This is a genomic window from Bacillus aerolatus, from assembly GCF_009183655.1.
Classification (GTDB): Bacteria; Bacillota; Bacilli; order Bacillales; family Domibacillaceae; genus Pseudobacillus; species Pseudobacillus aerolatus.
The window spans coordinates 14,247-36,360 of the sequence record NZ_WEIO01000014.1 but is presented as its reverse complement, the minus strand read 5'-3'; the positions used below and the strand labels follow the sequence as shown (position 1 = coordinate 36,360).

Annotated in this window: 24 protein-coding genes, 1 pseudogene and 1 riboswitch; of the genes and pseudogenes, 10 read left to right on the top strand and 15 right to left on the bottom strand. The window is 38.9% G+C overall.

The annotated features are described in order from the left end of the window. Positions 1-8: 8 nt before the first annotated feature. From F9802_RS17730 to F9802_RS17720, 3 genes are all read right to left on the bottom strand, one after another. A complete protein-coding gene (locus F9802_RS17730; protein ID WP_152154357.1) occupies positions 9-707 on the bottom strand; it encodes an amino acid ABC transporter permease in 699 nt (232 codons plus the stop codon). 92 nt (positions 708-799) lie between these two features. Then, positions 800-1,654 (bottom strand): transporter substrate-binding domain-containing protein, encoded by an 855-nt coding sequence (locus F9802_RS17725; RefSeq protein ID WP_225435392.1) that lies wholly within the window; start codon positions 1,652-1,654, stop codon positions 800-802. Between the two features lie 12 nt (positions 1,655-1,666). Further along, on the bottom strand, positions 1,667-2,419 hold the full coding sequence (locus F9802_RS17720; RefSeq protein ID WP_152154355.1) for an amino acid ABC transporter ATP-binding protein: 753 nt from the start codon (positions 2,417-2,419) through the stop codon (positions 1,667-1,669). A 207-nt stretch (positions 2,420-2,626) separates the two neighbouring features. Between F9802_RS17720 and F9802_RS17715 the strand changes: the two genes are divergently transcribed. Further along, a complete protein-coding gene (locus F9802_RS17715) occupies positions 2,627-3,790 on the top strand; it encodes an acyl-CoA dehydrogenase family protein (protein ID WP_152154353.1) in 1,164 nt (387 codons plus the stop codon). A 352-nt stretch (positions 3,791-4,142) separates the two neighbouring features. Beyond that, entirely contained in the window at positions 4,143-4,418 is a 276-nt protein-coding gene (locus F9802_RS17710; protein ID WP_152154351.1) for a YqhV family protein, read from the top strand. 208 nt (positions 4,419-4,626) lie between these two features. Here the strand turns inward: F9802_RS17710 and F9802_RS17705 are convergent, their stop codons facing one another. Next, complete coding sequence (locus F9802_RS17705) at positions 4,627-5,484, bottom strand: MBL fold metallo-hydrolase (protein ID WP_152154350.1); 858 nt, start codon at positions 5,482-5,484, stop codon at positions 4,627-4,629. Between the two features lie 315 nt (positions 5,485-5,799). Here F9802_RS17705 and F9802_RS17700 point away from each other — a divergent pair, with 315 nt between their 5' ends. Beyond that, positions 5,800-5,991, top strand: coding sequence for a hypothetical protein (locus F9802_RS17700; protein WP_152154348.1), 192 nt, complete (start codon positions 5,800-5,802; stop codon positions 5,989-5,991). A gap of 72 nt (positions 5,992-6,063) precedes the next feature. Here the strand turns inward: F9802_RS17700 and F9802_RS19815 are convergent, their stop codons facing one another. The 4 genes from F9802_RS19815 to F9802_RS17685 all read right to left on the bottom strand — a co-directional run bounded on the left by F9802_RS19815 (position 6,064) and on the right by F9802_RS17685 (position 10,064). Further along, entirely contained in the window at positions 6,064-6,237 is a 174-nt protein-coding gene (locus F9802_RS19815) for a hypothetical protein (protein WP_191992036.1), read from the bottom strand. Positions 6,238-6,331: 94 nt separating this feature from the next. Next, complete coding sequence (locus F9802_RS17695; protein WP_152154346.1) at positions 6,332-8,287, bottom strand: aconitate hydratase; 1,956 nt, start codon at positions 8,285-8,287, stop codon at positions 6,332-6,334. A gap of 293 nt (positions 8,288-8,580) precedes the next feature. After that, complete coding sequence (locus F9802_RS17690) at positions 8,581-8,976, bottom strand: DoxX family protein (RefSeq protein ID WP_152154344.1); 396 nt, start codon at positions 8,974-8,976, stop codon at positions 8,581-8,583. Positions 8,977-9,221: 245 nt separating this feature from the next. Then, positions 9,222-10,064, bottom strand: coding sequence for a pirin family protein (locus tag F9802_RS17685; RefSeq protein WP_152154342.1), 843 nt, complete (start codon positions 10,062-10,064; stop codon positions 9,222-9,224). Positions 10,065-10,436: 372 nt separating this feature from the next. On the opposite strand from F9802_RS17685, the gene F9802_RS17680 reads away from it, so the two are divergent. Beyond that, a complete protein-coding gene (locus F9802_RS17680; RefSeq protein ID WP_152154340.1) occupies positions 10,437-10,757 on the top strand; it encodes a 2Fe-2S iron-sulfur cluster-binding protein in 321 nt (106 codons plus the stop codon). Between the two features lie 139 nt (positions 10,758-10,896). Here F9802_RS17680 and arsC read toward each other — a convergent pair whose 3' ends face one another. The 4 genes from arsC to F9802_RS17660 all read right to left on the bottom strand — a co-directional run bounded on the left by arsC (position 10,897) and on the right by F9802_RS17660 (position 14,004). Continuing rightward, the gene (arsC, locus tag F9802_RS17675) at positions 10,897-11,316 is read right to left on the bottom strand and encodes an arsenate reductase (thioredoxin) (protein ID WP_152154337.1); all 420 of its coding nucleotides are present in this window, start codon (positions 11,314-11,316) and stop codon (positions 10,897-10,899) included. A gap of 36 nt (positions 11,317-11,352) precedes the next feature. Next, the gene (locus tag F9802_RS17670; protein ID WP_152154335.1) at positions 11,353-12,651 is read right to left on the bottom strand and encodes an arsenic transporter; all 1,299 of its coding nucleotides are present in this window, start codon (positions 12,649-12,651) and stop codon (positions 11,353-11,355) included. A 19-nt stretch (positions 12,652-12,670) separates the two neighbouring features. Next, complete coding sequence (locus tag F9802_RS17665) at positions 12,671-13,042, bottom strand: ArsR/SmtB family transcription factor (RefSeq protein ID WP_191992035.1); 372 nt, start codon at positions 13,040-13,042, stop codon at positions 12,671-12,673. Positions 13,043-13,422: 380 nt separating this feature from the next. Continuing rightward, complete coding sequence (locus F9802_RS17660) at positions 13,423-14,004, bottom strand: DUF4256 domain-containing protein (RefSeq protein ID WP_152154333.1); 582 nt, start codon at positions 14,002-14,004, stop codon at positions 13,423-13,425. 397 nt (positions 14,005-14,401) lie between these two features. Continuing rightward, positions 14,402-14,503, top strand: a riboswitch (purine riboswitch). A 351-nt stretch (positions 14,504-14,854) separates the two neighbouring features. Here F9802_RS17660 and F9802_RS17655 point away from each other — a divergent pair. From F9802_RS17655 to F9802_RS17645, 3 genes are read left to right on the top strand one after another with little or no spacing between them, the layout of a single operon-like run. Next, positions 14,855-15,811 carry a nucleoside hydrolase gene (locus F9802_RS17655; protein WP_152154331.1) on the top strand — a complete coding sequence of 319 codons (957 nt, stop codon included), beginning with the start codon at positions 14,855-14,857 and terminating at the stop codon, positions 15,809-15,811. Then, on the top strand, positions 15,808-16,764 hold the full coding sequence (locus tag F9802_RS17650; RefSeq protein WP_152154329.1) for a nucleoside hydrolase: 957 nt from the start codon (positions 15,808-15,810) through the stop codon (positions 16,762-16,764). Before F9802_RS17655 ends, F9802_RS17650 begins: the two co-directional genes overlap by 4 nt. A 57-nt stretch (positions 16,765-16,821) precedes the next feature. Further along, entirely contained in the window at positions 16,822-18,036 is a 1,215-nt protein-coding gene (locus tag F9802_RS17645; protein WP_152154327.1) for a NupC/NupG family nucleoside CNT transporter, read from the top strand. A gap of 351 nt (positions 18,037-18,387) precedes the next feature. Here the strand turns inward: F9802_RS17645 and F9802_RS20165 are convergent. Next, positions 18,388-18,537: pseudogene (locus tag F9802_RS20165) on the bottom strand (integrase); the annotation flags it as partial. A gap of 121 nt (positions 18,538-18,658) precedes the next feature. Here F9802_RS20165 and F9802_RS17635 point away from each other — a divergent pair. From F9802_RS17635 to F9802_RS17625, 3 genes are all read left to right on the top strand, one after another. Further along, entirely contained in the window at positions 18,659-19,207 is a 549-nt protein-coding gene (locus tag F9802_RS17635) for an NADPH-dependent FMN reductase (protein ID WP_152154325.1), read from the top strand. A gap of 149 nt (positions 19,208-19,356) precedes the next feature. Further along, positions 19,357-20,616, top strand: coding sequence for a hypothetical protein (locus tag F9802_RS17630; RefSeq protein ID WP_152154323.1), 1,260 nt, complete (start codon positions 19,357-19,359; stop codon positions 20,614-20,616). Between the two features lie 17 nt (positions 20,617-20,633). Further along, a complete protein-coding gene (locus F9802_RS17625) occupies positions 20,634-20,843 on the top strand; it encodes a pirin family protein (protein ID WP_191992034.1) in 210 nt (69 codons plus the stop codon). A gap of 112 nt (positions 20,844-20,955) precedes the next feature. On the opposite strand, the gene F9802_RS17620 is transcribed toward F9802_RS17625, so the two are convergent. Both F9802_RS17620 and F9802_RS17615 read right to left on the bottom strand, forming a co-directional pair. Further along, complete coding sequence (locus F9802_RS17620) at positions 20,956-21,411, bottom strand: disulfide oxidoreductase (protein ID WP_152154319.1); 456 nt, start codon at positions 21,409-21,411, stop codon at positions 20,956-20,958. Further along, complete coding sequence (locus F9802_RS17615) at positions 21,411-22,088, bottom strand: DsbA family protein (RefSeq protein WP_152154317.1); 678 nt, start codon at positions 22,086-22,088, stop codon at positions 21,411-21,413. The genes F9802_RS17620 and F9802_RS17615 overlap by 1 nt, the downstream gene beginning before the upstream one ends. Between the last annotated feature and the right edge of the window lie 26 nt (positions 22,089-22,114).

Here is a 22,114-nt window from a genome sequence, read left to right as displayed (position 1 = left end):
CAAAATTATTACTTTGATAGACCAACATGCCCTTTTTTGAACACTTTTTCGGCATATCCGATGATACTCTCAATAAGGATACAAATGCCCCAATACACAAGAGAAATGACGACATAAATTTCAAACATGCCGATTCCATAATTGTTGCCTAAAATAATTCGAACCTGTCCCATAATATCAATAATGCCGATCGTAAAAGCAAGCGATGTATCCTTCAGCAATTCAATAATGTTGTTGCCTAGGTTAGGCAAGGCGATAACAAACGCTTGCGGCAATATAATTCTCTTTAAAGCTTGCGGGTAACTCATCCCGACGCTGTATGCTGCTTCCATTTGTTCTTGGCCAACAGCTAAGTAAGCTGAACGAATCACTTCTGATAAGTAGGCAGCTGTATGAAGTGAGAAGGTAATAATTACAAAAATAAGCCTGTCCCAACTATTAATATCGATATTAAATGCTAATAACAATTGAGGAAGCCCGAAATAGACAAGAAACAGCTGGACTAAAAGTGGCGTACATCGTGTAAACGATAAATAAAATGTTGCTATCCCGTATAATACAGGTTGTTTCTGAATTCTAATAATTGCAATAATTAAACCTAAAATTAAAGCGAAGAACAATGAAACAACCATCATAAACAATGTTAAAGGAAGCTTATCTAACACTTTTACAAATAAATCTATCCAATCTTGCAAGCTTGTACTCATCTTTCTCTCCACCTAAACAGATCAATAAATGAATAAATTATGATCCAAAGTTAAAATCTACCGGATTGACCGCTTTTCATTCAATCCATCAATCATTTATTTTTATATTCAAATCCTTTTTCGTTAATGTAGTCGAGACCCTTGAAGAAATCTACATCAAACCATTTTTCCGCAAGTTTAGAAAGCGTCCCGTCTTCTATCAATTCAGCAGTTACCCTATCCATTTTCTTGGCCAGTTCAGTATGTTCTTTATTATAAACAACATAAAGCGGCTCTTTTGAAACAACGGCGGCTGCTTTTAAATCTAAATTAAGTTCTTTTTGAACGGCATCAAATGTAGATTTGTTGATAAACATCGCATCTGCTTTCCCATTAGCTACTAATTTTAAGTTTTCTGCATTGGAAGGATGATCCATGCTTTCAATTGTTAAAGGTTTATCTGGATTTTTGGCGTTGTATCCATTTAAAATCGAACGCAGACCGCCGCCAGGAGACATTGGAGTGAATTTTTTACCAACCATGTCATCTAATGTTTTAATATCGTTTCGATTTGGTTTAGTAATGAGTGTCGTGAGAGAGTAACCATATTCATGTTCTGGATAAAGAAACTTTTTCTCTCTGTCTGGATTTTTGAAAAACCAGTTAATCGCAAAATCAAACTTCCCCGTATCAACGCCGACTAAATTCCCTTCTTCTTCACCAAACGTGTATTCAAATTTATATTCCGGCAATCTCTTTTCAACCTCTGCTAAATAGTCCATATCGTAACCGATCGGATTATTTTTGTCATCGGTATATAAAAATGGCGGATTGACTTCATCACTTAATGCCACTTTAATAATTTGTTTCCCATCTTCTGTTTTTGAACTTTCGCTATTTGAACAGCCAGCGATCACGAAAATAGATATCATTGTTAAAAATGCTGTTAACCACATACGCTTCATCATATATCCCCCCTGCTAAATTTCATACTCAGGCTCCCGCACAAGTCTTTTTAAGAATTGTTTTGTTCGCTCATGTTTCGGATGAGACAGTACATCTTTCGGCGGCCCTTGTTCGACGATGACACCATCAGCCATAAAAACGACGTGGTCAGCCGCATCTCTTGCAAAATCAATCTCGTGTGTCACAATGACCATCGTCATCCCCTCACCAGCAATTTTCTTCATGATGGAAAGAACTTCACCAACCATCTCTGGATCAAGGGCAGACGTAGGTTCATCAAACAAGATGGCTGAAGGATTTAAAGCAAGGGCTCGAGCAATACCGACGCGCTGCTGCTGACCGCCGGAGAGCTGAGTCGGATAATCGTTTATTTTTTCACCCAACCCTACTTTTTGAAGCAAATCCATGCTAATATTGCGCGCTTCAGGTGCTTTCATCTTCTTAGCAACAAGAAGGCCTTCCATTACATTTTCCAGAACAGTCTTATTTTTGAATAAATTATAATGCTGGAAAACCATAGCTGTCTTACGCCTTAAGTTGAGAATATCTTTTTTCGATGCATTTTTTCCTTCAACAGAAAAACCATCAACGGAGATCGTACCTTCATCAGGTCTTTCTAAATAATTTACACACCGAAGCAAGGTCGTTTTTCCCGATCCGCTGGGACCAACAATAACTAGAACCTCCCCTTTATTTACTTTTAAATCGACCCCTTTTAAAACAGGATTCTTTTTAAAACTCTTTTTAATGTTTTTTAGTTCAATCAATCTATCTCCCTCTCTATCAACACGAATAATATAGTCAGATATTAACATGAGAATTCCGAGTTGTAAAGTTAGTTTTAAATAGTTATAATATAAGAGTATTATTAACTTAAAAGTCTGACATATTTAATGAATGCGTCTGAACTTGACAACCAAGGAATTGAATATGAATGATTATATTTAACTGAATGGATTAAGGAAGTGTCGAATGTGTCAAAAGATTTATTTATTAAAACGGATACGCAGAGAGAATGGCTTGAAAAGCTATTAAAACATGAAAAAGCTTTTAAAAGCCATTCGAAAGAAGTGGATGAAAAGTCAAAGTTTCCGAAAGAAAATGTCAAAGCGCTTGTTGATATGGGGTACACGAAACTAACATTACCGACGGAATATGGAGGCGGCGGTGTTAGCGTGACAGATATGGTTCTTTTACAAGAAACGATTTCCAGTTTCGACAGCACTACTGGTTTAGCAATAGGCTGGCATCAGGGTGTCGTTGGTGAATTGTATGAGAAAAAACTTTGGAAAGAGGATAAGCTGCATACTTTTGCAAAAGAAGTATTGAACGGTGCTTTAGTGAACAGAGCGGTAAGTGAAGCACAAACTGGCAGTCCAACGCGCGGCGGCCGCCCTGGAACAAATGCAGTGAAAAGAGAGGATAAATGGGTGATTTCCGGCCAAAAAAATTTTACGACGATGTCACCTGTATTAACGCATTTTCTTGTATCTGCATGGGTCGAAGAAAAACAGGGAATTGGATTTTTCCTGATTGATAGAGAATCTAAAGGTCTATCTATTAAAGAAACTTGGGATGTTATCGCGATGAGAGGAACAGAAAGCCATGATCTTGTGCTCGATAACGTGGAAGTTACAGACGAAAACTTTGTAGAGCTAAATCAAGGACCAAGAGGCAACAATGTGAATGGCTGGATCCTGCACATTCCAGCTTGCTACTTAGGTATTGCCCAATCAGCTCGTGACTATGCAGTGAATTTTGCGATCGAACATTCCCCAAATAGTTTAAACGGATCGATTAGTCAATTACCGAATGTACAAAGTTTAATTGGTCAAATTGACTTAGAATTAATGAAAGCGAGACACTTTTTGTACAGTGTAGCAGAAGCTTACGAAGATGATTCGCGCCGCAATCATCTAACAAACGAACTTGCTGCAGCAAAGCACATTGTAACAAATTCAGCTATTACAATCGTCGATAAAGCGATGAGATTAGTTGGCGCCAAAAGTCTGCAGCTGTCAAATCCACTGCAACGATATTATCGCGATGTGAGAGCAGGACTTCATAACCCTCCAATGGACGATATGACGATCTCTAAATTAGCTCAAACAGCAATTAAAGAAGCTGAGAGCAAATAATGAAATAGGCAGAAAGTAAAAGTCTCTTCTTAGGCGGCTTGAGCCCGGTATTTATACGGGCTTAAGCCGCCTTGTTTTTTTGAAAAAGCTGCTTTCCGCAGCTTTTTCATAGGTGAATGGTTCTTTTACATTTATATGCAGGAAAGAGTACTCGAAACGGGACTGCGTGACCCTAATCATGTATAAACATATGACTGATAAAAGCCTGTCTATTTTCGCCTTTTGGCTATGAAACTAGTGGGAAAAAGATTATGGCAAAAGTGGAGTTCTATTTAAGTAAATAATAAAAGCCTGTCCTTCCGTTACTGGTGGCTGCATATACTACTTAAAACAACGGAATTTGGAGGGCTTTATGTTTATCCTTATAGAAAAAGCAGTAATCGCCGTGGCAATGTTAAGGTTACTTTCAGGAAGCGTGGAGATCATGGCTGCCATCCTCATGTTGAAATTGAATGATATCGAAAAAGTGATGATCGTCAATAGTTCACTTGCGCTGGTCGGTCCATTGATTTTTATTACGACCACGGCAATCGGCCTTTGGGGAATGGCCGGTAATATTTCCTTGTCAAAACTGCTTTGGATTATTTTAGGGATTGCTTTTATTTTGTATGGCATTAAAGCCGAATGAAGATCCTGTTTTGCAGCCTGCGCCATATACCTTACCATCAGGACTAAGTGGAAAAAAGCATCACTCCACATAATTCAAGAGGATACCAATGGAACTAAACAAATGATCTCGATACACAGTATCGAGGTCATTTTTTGGCTGCGTGAGCAGCGGGCTTTTTTAAACTGTCCATTTTACAGGGCACAGTTTAATTTTGTCCTCCATTTAATCAATGGATGTTCTTGTCTACATACTTTCCGTAATCAGGTACAGCAATCCGATCAAATTCTTTAACAAGCTTTTGTAAACTGCTTGTCAATAATTCACCAGACATAGGTAACCCATGTCCAGTAACGGCGACAGTTGGTTTTAACGCTTCTAGTTTAATGACTGATTCTTTGGCGGCTTTCCAATCGGTTGTAAGATATCTTGGAGGCCCGCTTATTTCCTGTTCTTGTGTTAAAACTTTGTAAAGGTACTCCTGTTTGACGGTAATAAATGCGTCCCCTGCTATCAGCGCTCGGTCTTTTTCTCTAAATAACGAAACATGTCCCGGTGCATGCCCCGGTGTATGAATCCAACGGAAATCAGGCATATGAGGAACCGTTCCATCGGAAGGCAACTTTTCTACATTATTCCCTAAGTCGATCGGTTCATTAGGAAACATGGGTGACATTTTTGATATCATACCGCCTTCAACGGTTGGGTCTGGTTCTGGATAACTCCTTTGACCTGTTAAAAAAGGCATTTCTAATTCATGTGCATAGACAGGAACTTCCCAATGTTTAACCAAATCAATAATAGCTCCCACATGATCAAAATGACCATGTGTCAAAATGATTGCTTTTGGACGGCTGTTTGCACCAAAACGTTCTTCGGTAACGGAAATAATCTCATTTGCAGAATCCGGCATTCCTGTATCAACTAATACAAATTCCTTCGTTTCCGGATTTCCAACCAAGTTAATATTAACAATTTGGACAGTATGACAAAATAAATCCGGTAATACTTGAATTCCCACTCCACTTCCTACCGACGTTGCAGGAATATATTTATAATCACTACCGTAATTCATATCCTTATCCATTTACAATCCTCCTTAACATTCTTAATGTCACATGGATATTGTTTCTTTGTTTAGAGAAATTACTCTAGGGACGTATGTTCTATGATAAAAAATTTAGAGTGATGGGTTAAAACTTTCCAGAGTAATTTATTGTGACAATGGCACATTAAATATTGTGGGTAGCACAAACATCAAAAACCAAACAAATACTTTTGGGATCTTGAGCAGCAGGCCTCCACATTCCAAAGGGATTGTTTGCTTAGATGGAACGCTATTCTCGAAATTCCTTTATAGGAAGACGTATGTTCTATGATAAAAACCTTAGGAGGAATAAAAATGAGACGAGACAACAACCGCAATCGTAATAACCGTAATTTTGACAATAATGACAAAAATCGCAACAAAGAATTAGATATAGACAATGTGAACCTTGAATTTGCAGCTGAAAACGATGCACAGTTTCTTGATAACGACCGCAGCAGAAACAAATGTAATAATAGCGATTTAAACAACCGTAACAATTGTTAAGCGGATTATAAGGGCCTTAAGAGTGGGGATTGCAAGCCAATATAAAAGGGAGCAAATATAAGCTCCCTTTATTTAATCTAATAAACGATTATTTTCATCTACAGACATCACTTTAGCAGATTGATTATCCCCAGCATAAAATGTTCCTTCTCCGTGACAAACACTGCATTTATATTGCCAGCCTTCATCATCAGATAACATGCCCGTTCCTTCACAGGCTTTACATGTGTTTTCTCTGTCCACCATTGTTATCCCTCCATAAAGTCTTTAAGTTTAAGGCTTATCCTAAGTACAAGTTCATACAATTATCGACCTCTTCTAAAGGCCTGTTCTCAAGCTGTTATATAGCCTTCTTTTGCCGGTCTTTTACCCAGTTGATCAGTCCGCCCATCAGCATTATTTCCACCTGACGTTCTGATAGGGCATGTTTAACATGAATTTGCTCATTTTTTCCTTTTACGGTAATCGTAAACTCACTGCCTTGTTTAATTTTCGTTCTCAACTCAGAAAGCTCAAGAACATCGCCTTGAACTAGCTTGTCGTAGTCTTCTGCACGAACAAAAGTGAGCGGCAGCACACCAAAGTTAACGAGATTTTGCCAGTGAATGCGGGCGAAATCTTTCACTACGGCAACGCGCAAACCGAGGTACCTTGGTGCAAGTGCAGCATGTTCACGACTGGATCCTTGACCATAATTATATCCGCCCACTACAGCATGTCCGCCATGAGCCACGCTTTCCCTTCCACGTTCGTAGTATGTTTTATCGATAATTTCAAAAGTGAATTTACTGATTTCAGGAAGATTACTTCGATACGGAAGGACACGTGCTCCTCCGGCAAGTATTTCATCGGTGGAAATATTATCACCCATTTTTAACAAGACAGGCAGTTCCAGGCGATCTGGCATCGCATCCATTGTTGGTATTGAGGCGATATTCGGTCCTTTATATAATTCAACTTTTTTGGCTTCCTCATATGGTAACGGTTCCTCTAATAAATTTGTATCCACAGTTGGGTTCTTCGGTTCGTTGACTTTAGGATAAGGAATACCGATTGTTCGTGGATCTGTAATTTTTCCTGTCAGAGCGGAGACTGCGGCTGTTTCTGGGCTGCACAAATAGACACTGTCCTCTCTCGTTCCTGAACGTCCGGGAAAATTACGAGGCGTTGTTCTCAAACTGTTGCGGCCCGTCGCTGGTGCTTGTCCCATACCAATACAGCCATTACAGCCTGCTTGATGCAAACGCGCGCCAGATTGAAGTAGACTTGCAATATGGCTTTCTTGTACCAAATCGGTTAATACTTGCCTTGAAGTTGGATTAATATCAAAAGAAATCCCCTCCGCTATTTGTTTCCCGCTGACAATTTGAGCCGCAATAGCGAAATCACGGAACCCCGGATTTGCTGATGAGCCAACATAAGATTGATAAATAGGCGTGCCGGCGACTTCTGAAATTGGTACTACATTTCCCGGACTTGAAGGTTTGGCAATAAGCGGCTCCACTTCAGACAGATTTATTTCTTCATTAATATCGTAAGCGGCCCCCTCATCAGCCATTAACTCGGACCAATCATCTTCTCGGTCTTGTTCTTTTAAAAAGCGTTTTATCTCGTCGTCAGATGGAAAAACTGTTCCAGTAGCGCCTAACTCAGCCCCCATGTTTGCGATCACATGACGGTCCATTGCACTTAACACTTTAACCCCTGGCCCATAATATTCAATCACTTTTCCGACGCCGCCTTTTACACCATGTCTACGCAGCAGCTCCAAAATAACATCCTTTGCACTCACCCAATCGCTTAGTTCACCTGTTAACTTGATACCCCACACTTGGGGCATTTTCACGTAGAACGGCTCTCCTGCAATAGCTAAAGCTACGTCAATTCCACCGGCACCCATTGCCAGCATACCCATACATCCATTGGCACATGTGTGACTGTCAGATCCAAGCAGCGTTTTTCCCGGCTTAGCGAGCCGCTGCATATGAACAGGATGGCTGACTCCATTCCCCGGGCGGCTATAATACAGCCCAAATCGTCGTGTCGCACTTTGCAAAAAAAGATGATCGTCCGGATTTTTGTTGTCTACTTGAATTAAGTTGTGATCCACATATTGGGCGGATGCCTCTGTTTTCGCCTGGTCTAATCCCATCGCTTCCAGTTCTAACATCACCATTGTTCCTGTGGCGTCCTGCGTTAAGGTTTGATCAATTCTCAGTCCTATTTCTGAACCCGGAACCATGTCACCTGAAACAAGATGCCCTTTTATTAGCTTTTGGGTAATATTTAGCGGCATGCAATTCCCTCCTGAAGGTAATTGTTGATGTGTAATCTTTTATACTTTTATATATAGTTGTCTGTACAAAAAAAAATATACGTTCGTTTTGGCTTTCTCTTGATTATTTTCAAAAACGTATCATCAATAAAAAGGATGGCGGAGAACATTTCCCGCCATCCTTTTTATATGCTAAACGCTATATGACTACTATCATCATTAAAGCTTTTTACTAAAATAATTTCAAACATTAGAGGTAATATCCCGAGACAAAAGGTTGAAAGCGCCGTCTCAGTTATTTTTTCCGATGTTTTTTATAAAAGAGCATCAATAGCATATCTACCAGGCCCTGTCATCGCGATACCGATGGCAACGGCTAATAACACCAAGTTGTACTCATAACCATTTTGTGTACTCCAAAAACCGTTCGGTCCATGGACTTTAACAATGGCCATTAACATCGTTCCGGCAATGATCATTCCGGCAAAGGGAGTGAAGAGTCCTAAGGCGAACAATGCCCCGCCTACAAACTCTGCCAGCCCTGCTAATAGCGCCATTGTTACACCCGGTTTCATACCAATCGACTCAAACCAGCCGCCGGTTCCTTTTAAACCGTATCCCCCAAACCAGCCAAATAATTTTTGCGCACCGTGTCCAACAAAAGCTAATCCAATGACTAAACGAATCAATAATAATCCTGCATCTATCATTTTAATTCCTCCTATATAAAATTACTTGCAGAGCGTTATGCTCTCACCAACTGATTACATGATTCCACATTATAACCTTAAACATTTCGAATAAAGATATCTTCAAATCGAGATATACACCAAAAAAATTTTGCATATCCTTATCTTCGTAAACAATTTAAATTTAAGCTAAGATATTTATATTTTTAAAAGGTGCAATTCGTGATTTAAAAATGGCTAATTGGAATGACTGTCTTTTCGTTTGTTTACTCGAATTTTCCTTCTCGATAATCTTTGTATGCCTGCACGATCTCTCCTTCCGAATTCATCACAAATGGACCACGCGCTACAACTTTTTCTCCAACAGGCTGCCCTGCATATAACATAACATGTAGTTTTTCTTTCGCATGAATTTTCACTTCAGTCTGTTCAGCATCCATTCCACGTTCCAGCCAGAGAACCTGCCCTTTTTTGCCTTCCGTGTTTTCACCGCCAAAAGTTCCTTTTCCTTCTATTATATAAAGAAATCCATTATAACTGCCGGGAAGATCCTGTGTGACAGTGGCATTCGGTTCAAGAGTAAACTCGACCATCGTAACAGGCACGTGATTTTTCGTGTTAGCCGTCATATCCTTCGAAGAACCAGAAAATACACGAATCATTGCGCCGTTTTCATGACGAACTGGCATATCTTGCCCACGCATATTCTGATAACGCGGTTCCGTCATTTTTTTGTCGCTCGGCAGATTTACCCACAGTTGCAGGGAATGAACGGTTTCTCCAATAGCCGGGTCCTCTGTATGAATAATCCCTTTCCCAGCCGTCATCCATTGAACATCTCCGGGTAATAATTCCCCGCCCCCAGTTTTATTGTCCAAGTGTTCAAGCTTCCCATCAATGACATAAGTTACTGTCTCAATGCCACGGTGCGGATGCATACCGAATGTTCCACGCTGGAAAAAGTCTTCAGCCATCAATAGAAACGGATCAATTTCTTCCCAGTTACCCGGTTCAATAACCAATCCTACTTTATGAGCCGGCGAATTTTCCTGGTAAACGACGTCCCTTACACTTCTAATTCCTCTAGACGTGACATGTTCATTGCTCATGTTAAAACCCTCCCCCTATTTTTAAAATTAGAAGCTGGCTATTTATAAAAATGATTCATTTGGCTAAGCATAAACAGCAATGACTTACTACAAGTATTATTATGAAATAAACTAACCGAAAAAGGAAGTACGCACATTTATGTGGTATAGTATAAAAAAAGGTACTAATGGAGATTACTATGGAGAAGAAGCCTGAACTGTGTAAAGTTGACGAACCTTTAAGCATCTTAGCAGGCAAATAGAAACTGATTATTTTACTGCATTTATTTAATGAGAAATGATTTCAAATTTCATGTCTATAGGATGCGAGATAAGGCGATAACTATATTAAAGATCATTTGAAATTTATCATTTTATAGAGGGTGATATAAAATGCCTAACGTAACTGTATTTGGGCAAGGAACTTTTGAAGTAGAAAATGGGAAAAAGTTAGTATTAGCACTAGAAGATAACGGTGTAAACATTCTCCATCGCTGTGGAGGGAAGGCAAAATGCACAACCTGCAGAGTAGAAGTTTTGGCAGGCGATTTTTTTGAGGTAACCAATAAAAAAAAGAAAGCCTTTGCGGAAAAAGGAATTGAAGATCATTTGCGGTTATCCTGTCAAATTTTTGTAAATGGAGACATAACCGTTCGCCCGATCATGACAGTAGAAACCTCTGGACTCGACGCTGGCCCAAGACCGGCTGACTAAATCGATTCTAAATTTTTAATCCGTGGACTATTGTTCAAATCACAATATAGTATTTACATATGTCGCATAATCTTATAAGAATGTACTTATTTTAAAGCCGAGAGGAAATGAAACTCTCGGCTTATGTGCTTTTCAAAGATTATTCACCTGTTTTGGCGAAACGTTCCATTCTTTCTCCAATTTCATCACGTACACGCTGGAAAAAAGCCCATTTTTCTTCTTCTGTTCCTTCTGCTTTCGCCGGGTCGTCAAATCCCCAATGTTCACGTTTGACTTGCGGCGGTGTTATCGGGCACTTATCCGCTGCATCCCCGCATAAAGTTACGACTAAGTCGGCATTGTTTAAAATCTCAGGGGCAATAATATCTGACGTTTGGTTAGAAATATCAATGCCTGCTTCTTTCATCGCTTTCACCGCATTCGGATTTAACCCATGCGCTTCAATCCCTGCACTATATACATTCCACTCATCACCGAAATGTTTTTTTGCCCATCCTTCCGCCATTTGGCTGCGGCAAGAATTCCCTGTACATAAGAAATAGATTGTTTTTTTAGCCATGTTGTTCGTCTCCTTTTAAAAGTAAGTTTGTTGTTATTAATGAATAATCAGTAACCATATATACAATCCAACTAATGTAAAGAACAACGTTGGAATAGTTAAAACAATCCCTGTTTTAAAGTACGTTCCCCATGAAATTTTAACCCCTTTCAAGGATAAAACATGTAACCACAATAAGGTGGCAAGAGAACCAATCGGTGTGATTTTCGGACCTAAATCAGAACCAATGACATTGGCATAAATAAGCGCTTCTCTAATGACTCCACTTGTATTTGTATCTGCAATAGCAAGCGCATCAATCATAACGGTTGGCATATTGTTCATGACTGATGAGAGAATAGCTGCAATGAATCCCATTCCAATGGTAGCCGCAAATAACCCTTGATCAGCTGTCAACTGGATAAGATCCGCTAACACATTCGTTAAGCCCACGTTCCTTAAGCTGTAAACAACGACATACATGCCAATGGAGAAAAAGACAATGGCCCAAGGAGCCCCTTTGATCACTGTTACAGTGTTGACTGCCGGACTTCTTCTTGCCATAAATAAGAAGAAAAGAGCCACAACACTTGCGATAACGGAGACAGGAATACCGAAAAATTCACTAGCAAAATACCCAATCAGCAGAATTCCTAGCACACCCCAGGACAACCGAAACATTTTATCGTCCCGAATGGCTTCGACTGGCTTTTTTAGTTGTGCGAGATCATAATTTTTCGGAATGCTCTTACGGAAAAAGAGATATAAAACCAAAATACTGGCTGCCAAAGAAAAAAAGTTTGGCACGATCATTCTTGCAGCAAACTCAGCGAATCCAATGCCGAAAAAGTCAGCTGATACGATATTGACTAAGTTACTGACGACTAACGGCAATGAAGTCGTATCTGCAATAAATCCACTGGCAATAATAAATGGAAAGACCATCACTTCATCAAACTTCAATGCCCGAACCATTGCCAGAACAATCGGTGTTAAAATTAAGGCGGCCCCGTCGTTGGCAAAAAAGGCGGCTACAAGCGCGCCCAGAATGGATACATACACAAACATGCGAACGCCGTTTCCTTTTGCGGCTCGAGCCATATGTAAAGCCGCCCACTCAAAGAACCCAATTTCATCAAGAATCAATGAAATAATAATGATAGCGATAAAAGCTAACGTGGCATTCCACACAATTTGAGTCACATCGATCACATCCTGAAAGTCGACAACGCCGACTAACAAGGCGAGTACCGCTCCTCCGCAGGCAGACCAGCCGATCGATAAATTTTTAGGCTGCCAAATAACTAATACGAGCGTTACTAAGAAAATCAATGATGCTAATATTATTGATGTCACAATCTAAACCTCCGCCTATTTAATCACAAATGATACGCAAACCTTGCGCTGCAAGCTCTTCTAAATATTTCTCTTGACCTGGAAGGTAATCGAGAAGGCTTTGAACAAAATCATAATGCTCACTTTCTTTATTGATGGAATAATGAATCCACTGTCCTCGACGTGTTTCCTGCACCAATCCCCCATCCCTCAGCTTACGCAAATGCTGGCTGATGGCAGGCTGGCTGATCTTAAAGATTTCTACAAATTCACATACACAGCATTCATTCACTTGCAGCAATTTCATCATCGTTAATCGCGTTTTATCTCCAAGTAACTTTAAGATGTTTGCGGCCGTTTCAATTTCTACTGTTGATTTTACGTTCACTTTTATCCACACCTCCCATTTCATAAATTAACTTATAACAATATACTTATATAAGCAAATCATTTATTTGAAAACTCATCTTTAGTATGTACAATGAGAATCAAACTATTTACATTGTTAGCTTGAAATATGCTTCTCTTCTCCCACGCCTTAAATTGTCACTTTAGGAGTTATTTTGCACATTCAGTTTTAAAAAAACAACTCTATTCATATGGGATGGCATCAGGAAACCGCATTTACAACGTTAAGGAAATTCACATGTAAAAAGCCCAATTTCTCGGTGTTGTAAGTGAGAAATTAGGCTTTAGTTACTTCATAACAGCGCCCGATAGTTGAAGAATGAAATGAAAGCCTTTCCCTAGGTGATTCGTTCTCAAATTCAAATGCAGCTGTCTGTGCAAAATTTAGACCCTTAACGAGCCACGGAAACCCCTGGCAGCATAGTAGGATTCTGCTCCATTGTGGTACACGAAGACGTGCCCGAAGCGAAAATCACAAAAAAGGGCACCGCCGAGTTCTCTAATATCAGGGGGCGTTTGTACCCAACTCGACGTTTTCATATCAAAATTTTCAAGTTTCTGCAACGCTCGATATTGCTCTTCTGTTAAAAGTTCAATACCCATGGCAGTTGCCATATCAATAGCGCTATTTTCTGGTTTATGTTTTTTCCTTGACTCCAGCCCTTCACGGTCGTAACAAACACTTCTGCGACCTTTAGGACTTTCCGCTGAACAATCATAAAAAATGTATTCATCCTTCTTTTTATCATGACCAACAACATCCGGTTCACCGCCGGTTCTTTCCATTTCATTGAGCGACCACAGTTTTTCAGTATTAGCATCCAGCTTTGCTTGGACATTAGCCCATTCAAGACCTTTATGGCGGTGCATGTTCTTCTCAAAACGGGCTTTCAATGCTCTGAGTAATTCTTCACGTTGTTCTAATGCCAACTCCTTTGTATTTCTAATTTTATTTGTCTTTGTCATGTTAGTTTCCCCCTTATTGTTTTTTCTCCTAATGTTTAAGTATATATAAATATTTGTTTTATAATAAATCGTTTAAATAGCTGTGTGAATTCAGTTTACGATAAATTATATGATTAAGTAAATCCATTCCCCTACAATCTGGCCCTATACATAAAGAAAGAGCACACTTCTAACTCCTGAAATGAGCCCTTTAATTTAATAACTCTAAAACCATCTCTGAAATTCTATGTCTTAATACTAATTGTGCTTGTCTAGCTTTTATATTTAAGGGTTCTGGTGCAAAAACTTCAAAATATCTGCAAGTAATATCCGAACATTTAATTGTCAAAAAATAAAGACTTTCGTATTTTCTGTTGACCATTTCAAGACTTTCATGCTATTAATATAGAGCTAAAAAACCAAATAGAAGCTTATTGAATGTATATGCTTAGGAATATGGCTTAAGCGTCTCTACCTGGTAACCGTAAACTACCGGACTACATGAAGGAATGACTGGAAACTCGTATTTTCTATTAAATACATTCCATTATTTCTAAATGTAAATCCGTAACCTGGGTAGGTATATATCCGGGTTTTTTTGCATTTCACTCGAACTGTAAGAGGGAAGCGAAGTTTTGGCACTCATATGAACACCCTAGATCTTGTTAAATACCCTTGGAGAGATGGGGGGGATACGAATATCTATCCATGGAATCGGGAGACTACACTAGGAAACTGTTTTGGAAAGGGAACACTTCAAGATCATTGATTGCCTTACAAAGTTTTAAATCAAAAACATGGCAGTGAACCAGCCCTTTTATAATCGAATATTCATATAAACAATTTTTAATGAAAAGGATGCGAATTTGGAGTGACGAAAAAACATATTTATTTTAATCATGACGGCGGGGTCGATGATCTTATTTCATTATTTTTATTACTTAAAATGGATAATGTCGAATTGACAGGTGTATCGGTTATTCCGGCTGATTGTTATTTAGAGCCAGCGGTATTTGCAAGCCGAAAAATTATCGACCGCTTTGGAAACGGCGGCCTCGACGTAGCTGAGTCAAATTCACGCGGAAAAAACCCTTTTCCAAAAGATTGGCGAATGCACGCTTTTTATGTAGATGCACTACCAATTTTAAACGAATATGGAAAAATTATCACACCAGTAGCAGAAAATCCGGCACATCTTCATATGATAGATGCTATTCGAAATACCACCGAAAAAACAACTTTATTATTCACAGGACCTCTTACTGACCTTGCTCGTGCATTGGATGCAGCTCCAGATATTGAAGAGAAAATCGAAAGACTCGTTTGGATGGGCGGCACTTTTCGAGAGGCTGGAAATGTTCACGAACCTGAACATGATGGAACGGCCGAATGGAATGTGTTTTGGGATCCGGAAGCCGCTGCTCGAGTATGGGAAACTAACATAGAAATTGATTTAGTCGCGCTTGAAAGCACAAATCAAGTACCTTTAACCTTGGATGTGCGTGAACGCTGGGCAAAAGAGCGTAAATATATTGGGGTTGATTTCCTCGGCCAATGTTATGCTATGGTGCCACCCCTTGTTCATTTTTCAACAAATTCTACCTACTATTTATGGGACGTGTTAACGACTGCATTTGTTGGCAAGAGTGATCTTGTTAAGGTACAAACGGTTAATAGCGTTGTTATCACAGATGGACCAAGTCAAGGACGTACAGTTGAAACGCCTGATGGCCGACCGGTGAATGTAGTTTATGACGTGAATCGCGATGCTTTCTTCGATTACATGACGGAATTAGCTAAGCAAGTAACCGAGGAGAATTCTCAATGATAGGGAAAAAACGGGCTATTATTGATACCGATACAGCCGGCGATGATACGATTGCCATATTAACAGCTCTTCACTATTTTCAGGTTGAAGGAATTATGATAACTGGTGGTAATGTTCAATTTGATCAGCAGGTAGAAAATGCACTGTACACTATTCAAGTGGCTGGTAAAAGTGGACAAGTACCGGTATATAAGGGTTGTGAGCGTCCGTTAATGGGGCTGGGCGAAAAGCAGCATCGAACAGTAGAAGATGTTCACGGAAAAGATGGAATGGGCGATTCGTTTTTTGAAAAATCGGTCCAGCGTCCTACTGACGGGCATGCAGTTGATTTCCTTATAGAAACAGTTCATAAATACCCGGGAGATATTCATTTATTAGCGATTGCACCGTTAACGAATATTGCAATGGCAATTAAAAAAGATCCAACAATCGTTCCCAAAATCCCTCATCTCTATATTATGGGCGGAACGAATAATGCCTTAGGAAATATTACCCCAAGTGCGGAATATAATTTCTGGGTTGATCCTGAAGCTGCAAAAATTGTACTTCATTCAGGTATTCCAATCACAATGGTTGGTTGGGAAATGTGTACAAAATATTCAATTATGGATGACAATGACCACAAAGACATTGCGGCATTAACAACAAAAGGGTCAAAGTTTTTCACTGATGTCAATAGGGTTGTTATGAAGTTTAATAAAAATGTACACCAATTAAATGGTACTACACATCCAGATACACTTTTAGCTGCAGTTGCAGCAAATGAAGAAATAATGACCAAATCTAATCTTTATCATGTAGATATTGAATTAGTTGGCGAACTAACAAGAGGGTACAGTCTTGTGGATATCAATAACCGTCTTGAACGTACAAAAAATGTTCGTGTTTGTGAAGCGATTGACCGTGATGCTTTTAAAGCGATGCTTTTCGATGTATTGCGTTCAATACAATAAACTGGCTATTAAAATATTATTTCTATTTATTTTATTTACCATGACGGGAGAGGAACTATGCAATACATCTGGGGCATCATAGGAATAATCGGCATTTTAGCAATTGCATTAGCATTATCGACAGCACGTAAATCCATCAATCCAAGAACCGTTATTGGCGCTTTAGCCATCCAACTCATTTTTGCTTTTATTGTGTTGAAATGGGAATTCGGAAGAAAGATTTTGCAATTCCTTTCAGGGATTGTTCAAAAAGTGATTGACTCATCCAATGCTGGAATTCAGTTCTTGTTTGGAGGAGTTCTGAACACAGAAAACGCAGGTTTTACCTTTGCATTACAAGTGCTACCTATTATCATTTTCTTTGCCTCATTAATATCTGTTCTTTATTATCTTGGGGTTATGCAGTTTGCAACTAAGATCATCGGTGGACTTTTGGCAAAAGCCCTTAAGACAAGTGAGCCTGAATCTATGTCAGCTGCTGCAAATATTTTTCTTGGTCCAACTGAAGCTCCATTGGTAGTCAAACCTTATATTGAGAAAATGACCAAATCAGAATTATTTGCCGTCATGGTAGGGGGAATGGCCTGCGTGTCAGGGGCTGTTTTAGGCGGATATGCTATGCTGGGTGTTCCGCTAGATTATTTGTTAGCTGCAGCTTTTATGGGCGCTCCGGCGGGATTGTTATTTGCAAAAATAATCGTTCCCCAAACAGAACAACTAAATACGGACGAACGTGTTCAAATGGTCAAAGACGAGGAATCAAGAAATGTCATCGACGCGGCATCCCGCGGGGCTATGGACGGATTAAAAATAGCGGTAAGTGTAGGCGCATTGTTACTTGCTTTTATCTCCCTTATCTTTTTAATTAATACGATTATTGGAGCAATTGGCGGAATCTTTGGATATGAATCTTTAACGCTGGAACAGATATTAGGCTATCTATTCTTTCCACTTGCCTTCCTCATTGGAATTCCGTGGGATGAAGCATTAAAGGCAGCCTCTTTTATTGGACAGAAGTTTGTACTGAACGAATTTGTTGCCTATACTTCATTTGCCCCTGAAATAGCTAACCTATCACCTAAAAGTGTAGCAATGATTAGTTTTGCACTTTGTGGATTTGCAAACCTTGCAGCAATTGCAATGTTAATCGGCGGATTAGGAGAAATGGCGCCGTCAAGAAGACACGATATTGCCGAGCTGGGATTACGAGCGATTATAGCTGCAACCTTGGCTAATCTGTTAAGTGCTGCGATTGCTGGTATGTTGATTTAATAGAAAAGATGTTATGTGCAGCAAAAAATTAGTTTAAAAAAAGAAGCATCGGAAAATAAAATGTACCCTATAGGACAGCCTCTTAAAGTGTCTACTCCATAGGGTACATTTTAATGTCTCAATACTCTTTTAGTTCTTTTAGCTGAATTGTGTTAACTAGGTTTGTATAGAGTATTCACTTTACCTACTATATTACCAATAAGACGTATAAAAACTGTAATAAACTCCAATGATTTCCTCACTTAGACTCCTATTAGTTTAAGCAACAGCCTTCCGATCTGTCTTATACTTTAACATTAAATCCAAATTCCTTTAAAGGCGTAGTTCCATTAAATGGCCCGATAACAAAAAGACACGCCTTTTTGCCCTTCTTGCCGTAATAAACAAACAGGAATCCTCATCATCTCGCTCATCTAGATACCTTTTTAACCAAATGGAGCAACGGGTATTAAAGTACACTTCCCTTTCTTTATCGCCGTTCCCATGTACAATAACTGAATTCAAGGAACTTTTTTGTATAGTGTTTCATTGGTTCGTTCATTCTAATAAAGAAAAAAATGGTGGTGGATAGAATGGGGTTTTTGGAGATTTTTTCTAAACATCTACTAAGGAGGAAGAACCAATGACAAATGAAAAACTAAAAATAGGAATTATTTTAGGTAGTACACGTCAAGGTCGAGTGAGCCCTCAAGTTGGAGAATGGGTAAAAGATATTGCGGATAAACGAGGAGACGCCGAATATGAAATTGTAGATATTGCGGAGTTCAACTTGCCATTTGTGTTTACAACTTCTGGTGAAGAACCAGGGTTAAAAGCTTGGTCAGAAAAGCTTACTAATTTAGATGGGTTTGTGTTTATTGTGGCAGAATATAATCATAGCATCACAGGTGCATTAAAAAATGCATTAGATTCAGCTCGTGACGAATGGAATAATAAAGCTGCTGGTATTGTAAGCTATGGTTCAACTGGCGGTGCTCGTGCAGCTGAACATTTACGCGGAATTTTAGGAGAATTACTAGTAGCGGATGTTCGTGTACATCCAACATTGTCATTATTTACAGATTTTGAAAACGGAAGTGTTTTCAAACCAGCTGAATACCACCCTAAAAATGTAAATGCTATGCTTGACCAAGTTATTGCCTGGAGTGGTGCACTAAAAACTTTACGATAGATAACTTCAGAGTGACTTATGCGGAGTTATTAGACAAAGGATGGGAATAGTTTTTATTTATATCCGCAAATATATGGCTTAAGTAAATGACGGCGGGATTGTAACCGAAGAAAATGATCTTGAAGATAAATTAAAGGGAGAATTCTAAAATGAAAATAACAAAAGTAACTACACTTTTAGAATTGATACAAGCCATTTCGGAAAATATACCACAAGTTTTGGAGATAGAAACATCAATACTGTCCCCTCATTCCATTACTTTACCTGAAGGCTACAAATTAACAGGAAAAAGTAGCGATTCATGTATGGTGAGCTTTAACAATAGCGATGGTTTTGGTGTGACTCGCGACAATACCATCTCAAACCTAACAGTTATGACAAAGCAAACGAACCGAGCAATATATACGGTTTACGGCATTCCAGATATGGGGAATATTGTCCTTGAAAATTTGAATATTACAGGGCAGGTTTCAATTATTTCTAGGCAAGGAACAGACAAGATCAACCTTAATGCGAATAATATACACATCAATTCTTGCGATTCAAGACATTACAGCGAGCAGCCACAAAAGTATGGCGTGAATGTCTACCAAGGGGCACTGACTGTATATAATTTTAATTCTGACGAAAGCAGCAGGATTGATTGTAAATTAACAAATATCAGCATCGGCTTTAAAAATGCTCCGGTTATTGGCTCAGGCATTTTTGTTTGTGGTTTTGGCGATGAAGGTGGCAAAGTTAATTTGGAAACACTAACCACAGGAGCTGTGTATTCGAATGGTATGTTACCCTATGGAACAGCCGATATCATTACCGCTGCTGTTTTCATTGTTTATGGTGTTGAGGCAAAAACAGTTGAACATCATGGCGAACTTGTGACTTACGGTGTGAATGACATGGTTCTGGATACGTGGGGCAAAGTTGAAAAATGGGTTAGCAATGATCAAATCGTATCTTATGGCCCAAGCGGTATAGGATTTGTGAACTTTGGCACAGTAAAAGATTTCATGGCACAAGATATTACTACATATGGGTTAGGTGCTAGGGGTTTTAACCAATATGACGGTACGGTTGAAAATATTAAGTTTAAATCCATTACAACCCATGGTGACGGCTCAATAGGCATACAAGTCAGCAAACCCATTGGAAATATGACTGTTGAAGAAAATGTAACAACATATGGATCTGTAGGTAATTCATTAGTTAAAGGCGTAATAACGGAGCTTGCAGCAAATGCAATAAGTATTAAAACAGGTGGCAAAGTTGAAAGCTTGACCATTCATGGTGACATTGTTACTTACGGCGACAATGTTACGAATTATGCATTGGAAGGCGGCGAAGTTGCGAAGTTTAACATTGACGGCGAAATGATAGTAAACGGAGAAAATTCGCAAAGATATAAGCCGTAAAAATGGAGGTATTAACTTTGCATCGAACTGTTGAAAGTATCATTAAAGGCGAAAAAGTAATTGATGATGGAGATATGACGCTTATCAGAGCACTGCCTCAAATTAAACGTCGATCCTTAGGCCCGTTTGTATTCCTCGATCATTACAAGCATGACTCTAAAAGAGGCATAGGTGATAAGCCGCACCCACATGCAGGTATTGAAGTTTATACCTACCTTATCGAATAAACGACTTTATTATTTTTCAAATAACTTTATTATTCCGTAACAGATGTTGCATTTATTTAACAACGAAATAAAAAAGCACACAAAAGAGCAGCCGCTAAGCTGCTGCTCTTAATTACAAAAGTCTATTAACTGTTTTTTTATTGTTTATAAGCAAAATAATCATTAACACACTAATCAATGTAAAAGCTGTTAAGGCTAGAAAAGGGATCGTTACAAAACCAAACCAATTGATATATTGCATGTTACAAGGAACACCTTGTACACACGGCTTTACATCGGCAAAACCCGGTACTTTTTGTACTAAATAATGATAAAAAGAAATCGCACCACCAATCAAAGATATTGGCAGCACATATTTCTTCAAGTTTGTTTCGTTGTAAAAAGCGGCTATGCCAAGAATGATCGCTAGTGGATACATAAATATTCTCTGGAACCAGCATAGTTCACATGGAATAAACTCTTTAATTTCACTAAAATATAGACTTCCCAGCGTAGCTATAACAGAAATAATCCATGCAAGATACAAAGAATAATCTTGCAGTCTGATGATTGTTCTTTTAGACTCCATTATTCTTTACCTTCTAGCTCTTTTTCTATTAATGAAACGATTTTCTCGTAATCAAATGGATCTTCCAACATGGAACCATTAATAATAATAGTCGGTGTGAATGGAACATTAAAATCTTTCACTAATTGATCGTCTTTATTTACCTCTTCGATCGTTCCTTGTGTATTAATATCTTCTTCCAACTGTTTTAAGTCAATATTAGGCGCATGAGCTTTCGCAATTTCTACTAGCTTTTCAGTCGTTACCCATTGATCATCATGGTTTTGAGACGCAGGCTGGGCAGCGAACACAGCTTTATGGAAGGCCCAGAATGCTTCAGGGTCTTGTTTATATACAGATTCAGAAGCCAATGCAGCAAGTGTTGATTCTTTTCCATGGAACAAGACGTTGATATAAGAAAATTTTGCTTTACCTGTATTAATATATTCTTCTACTAGTTTTGGATAAATTGTTTCTCCCCACGCCTTACAAGAAGGGCATTTATAATCCCCAAATTCTACAATGGAGACAGTTGCATCTGTTTCCCCTATAGTGGGTTGATTTTCAATAGGCGGATGCTTTTTCACACTAGTCTCTGAAACAGTCACTTCTTTTTCACGGTTTAAGAATAAAACCAAACCAATGATGGCCGCGAAAAGAACCAAAGTAGAAATAACGATCTTTTTGTTGTTTTTCATAAAGCACCTCAAGTTGTCTTTTTGTG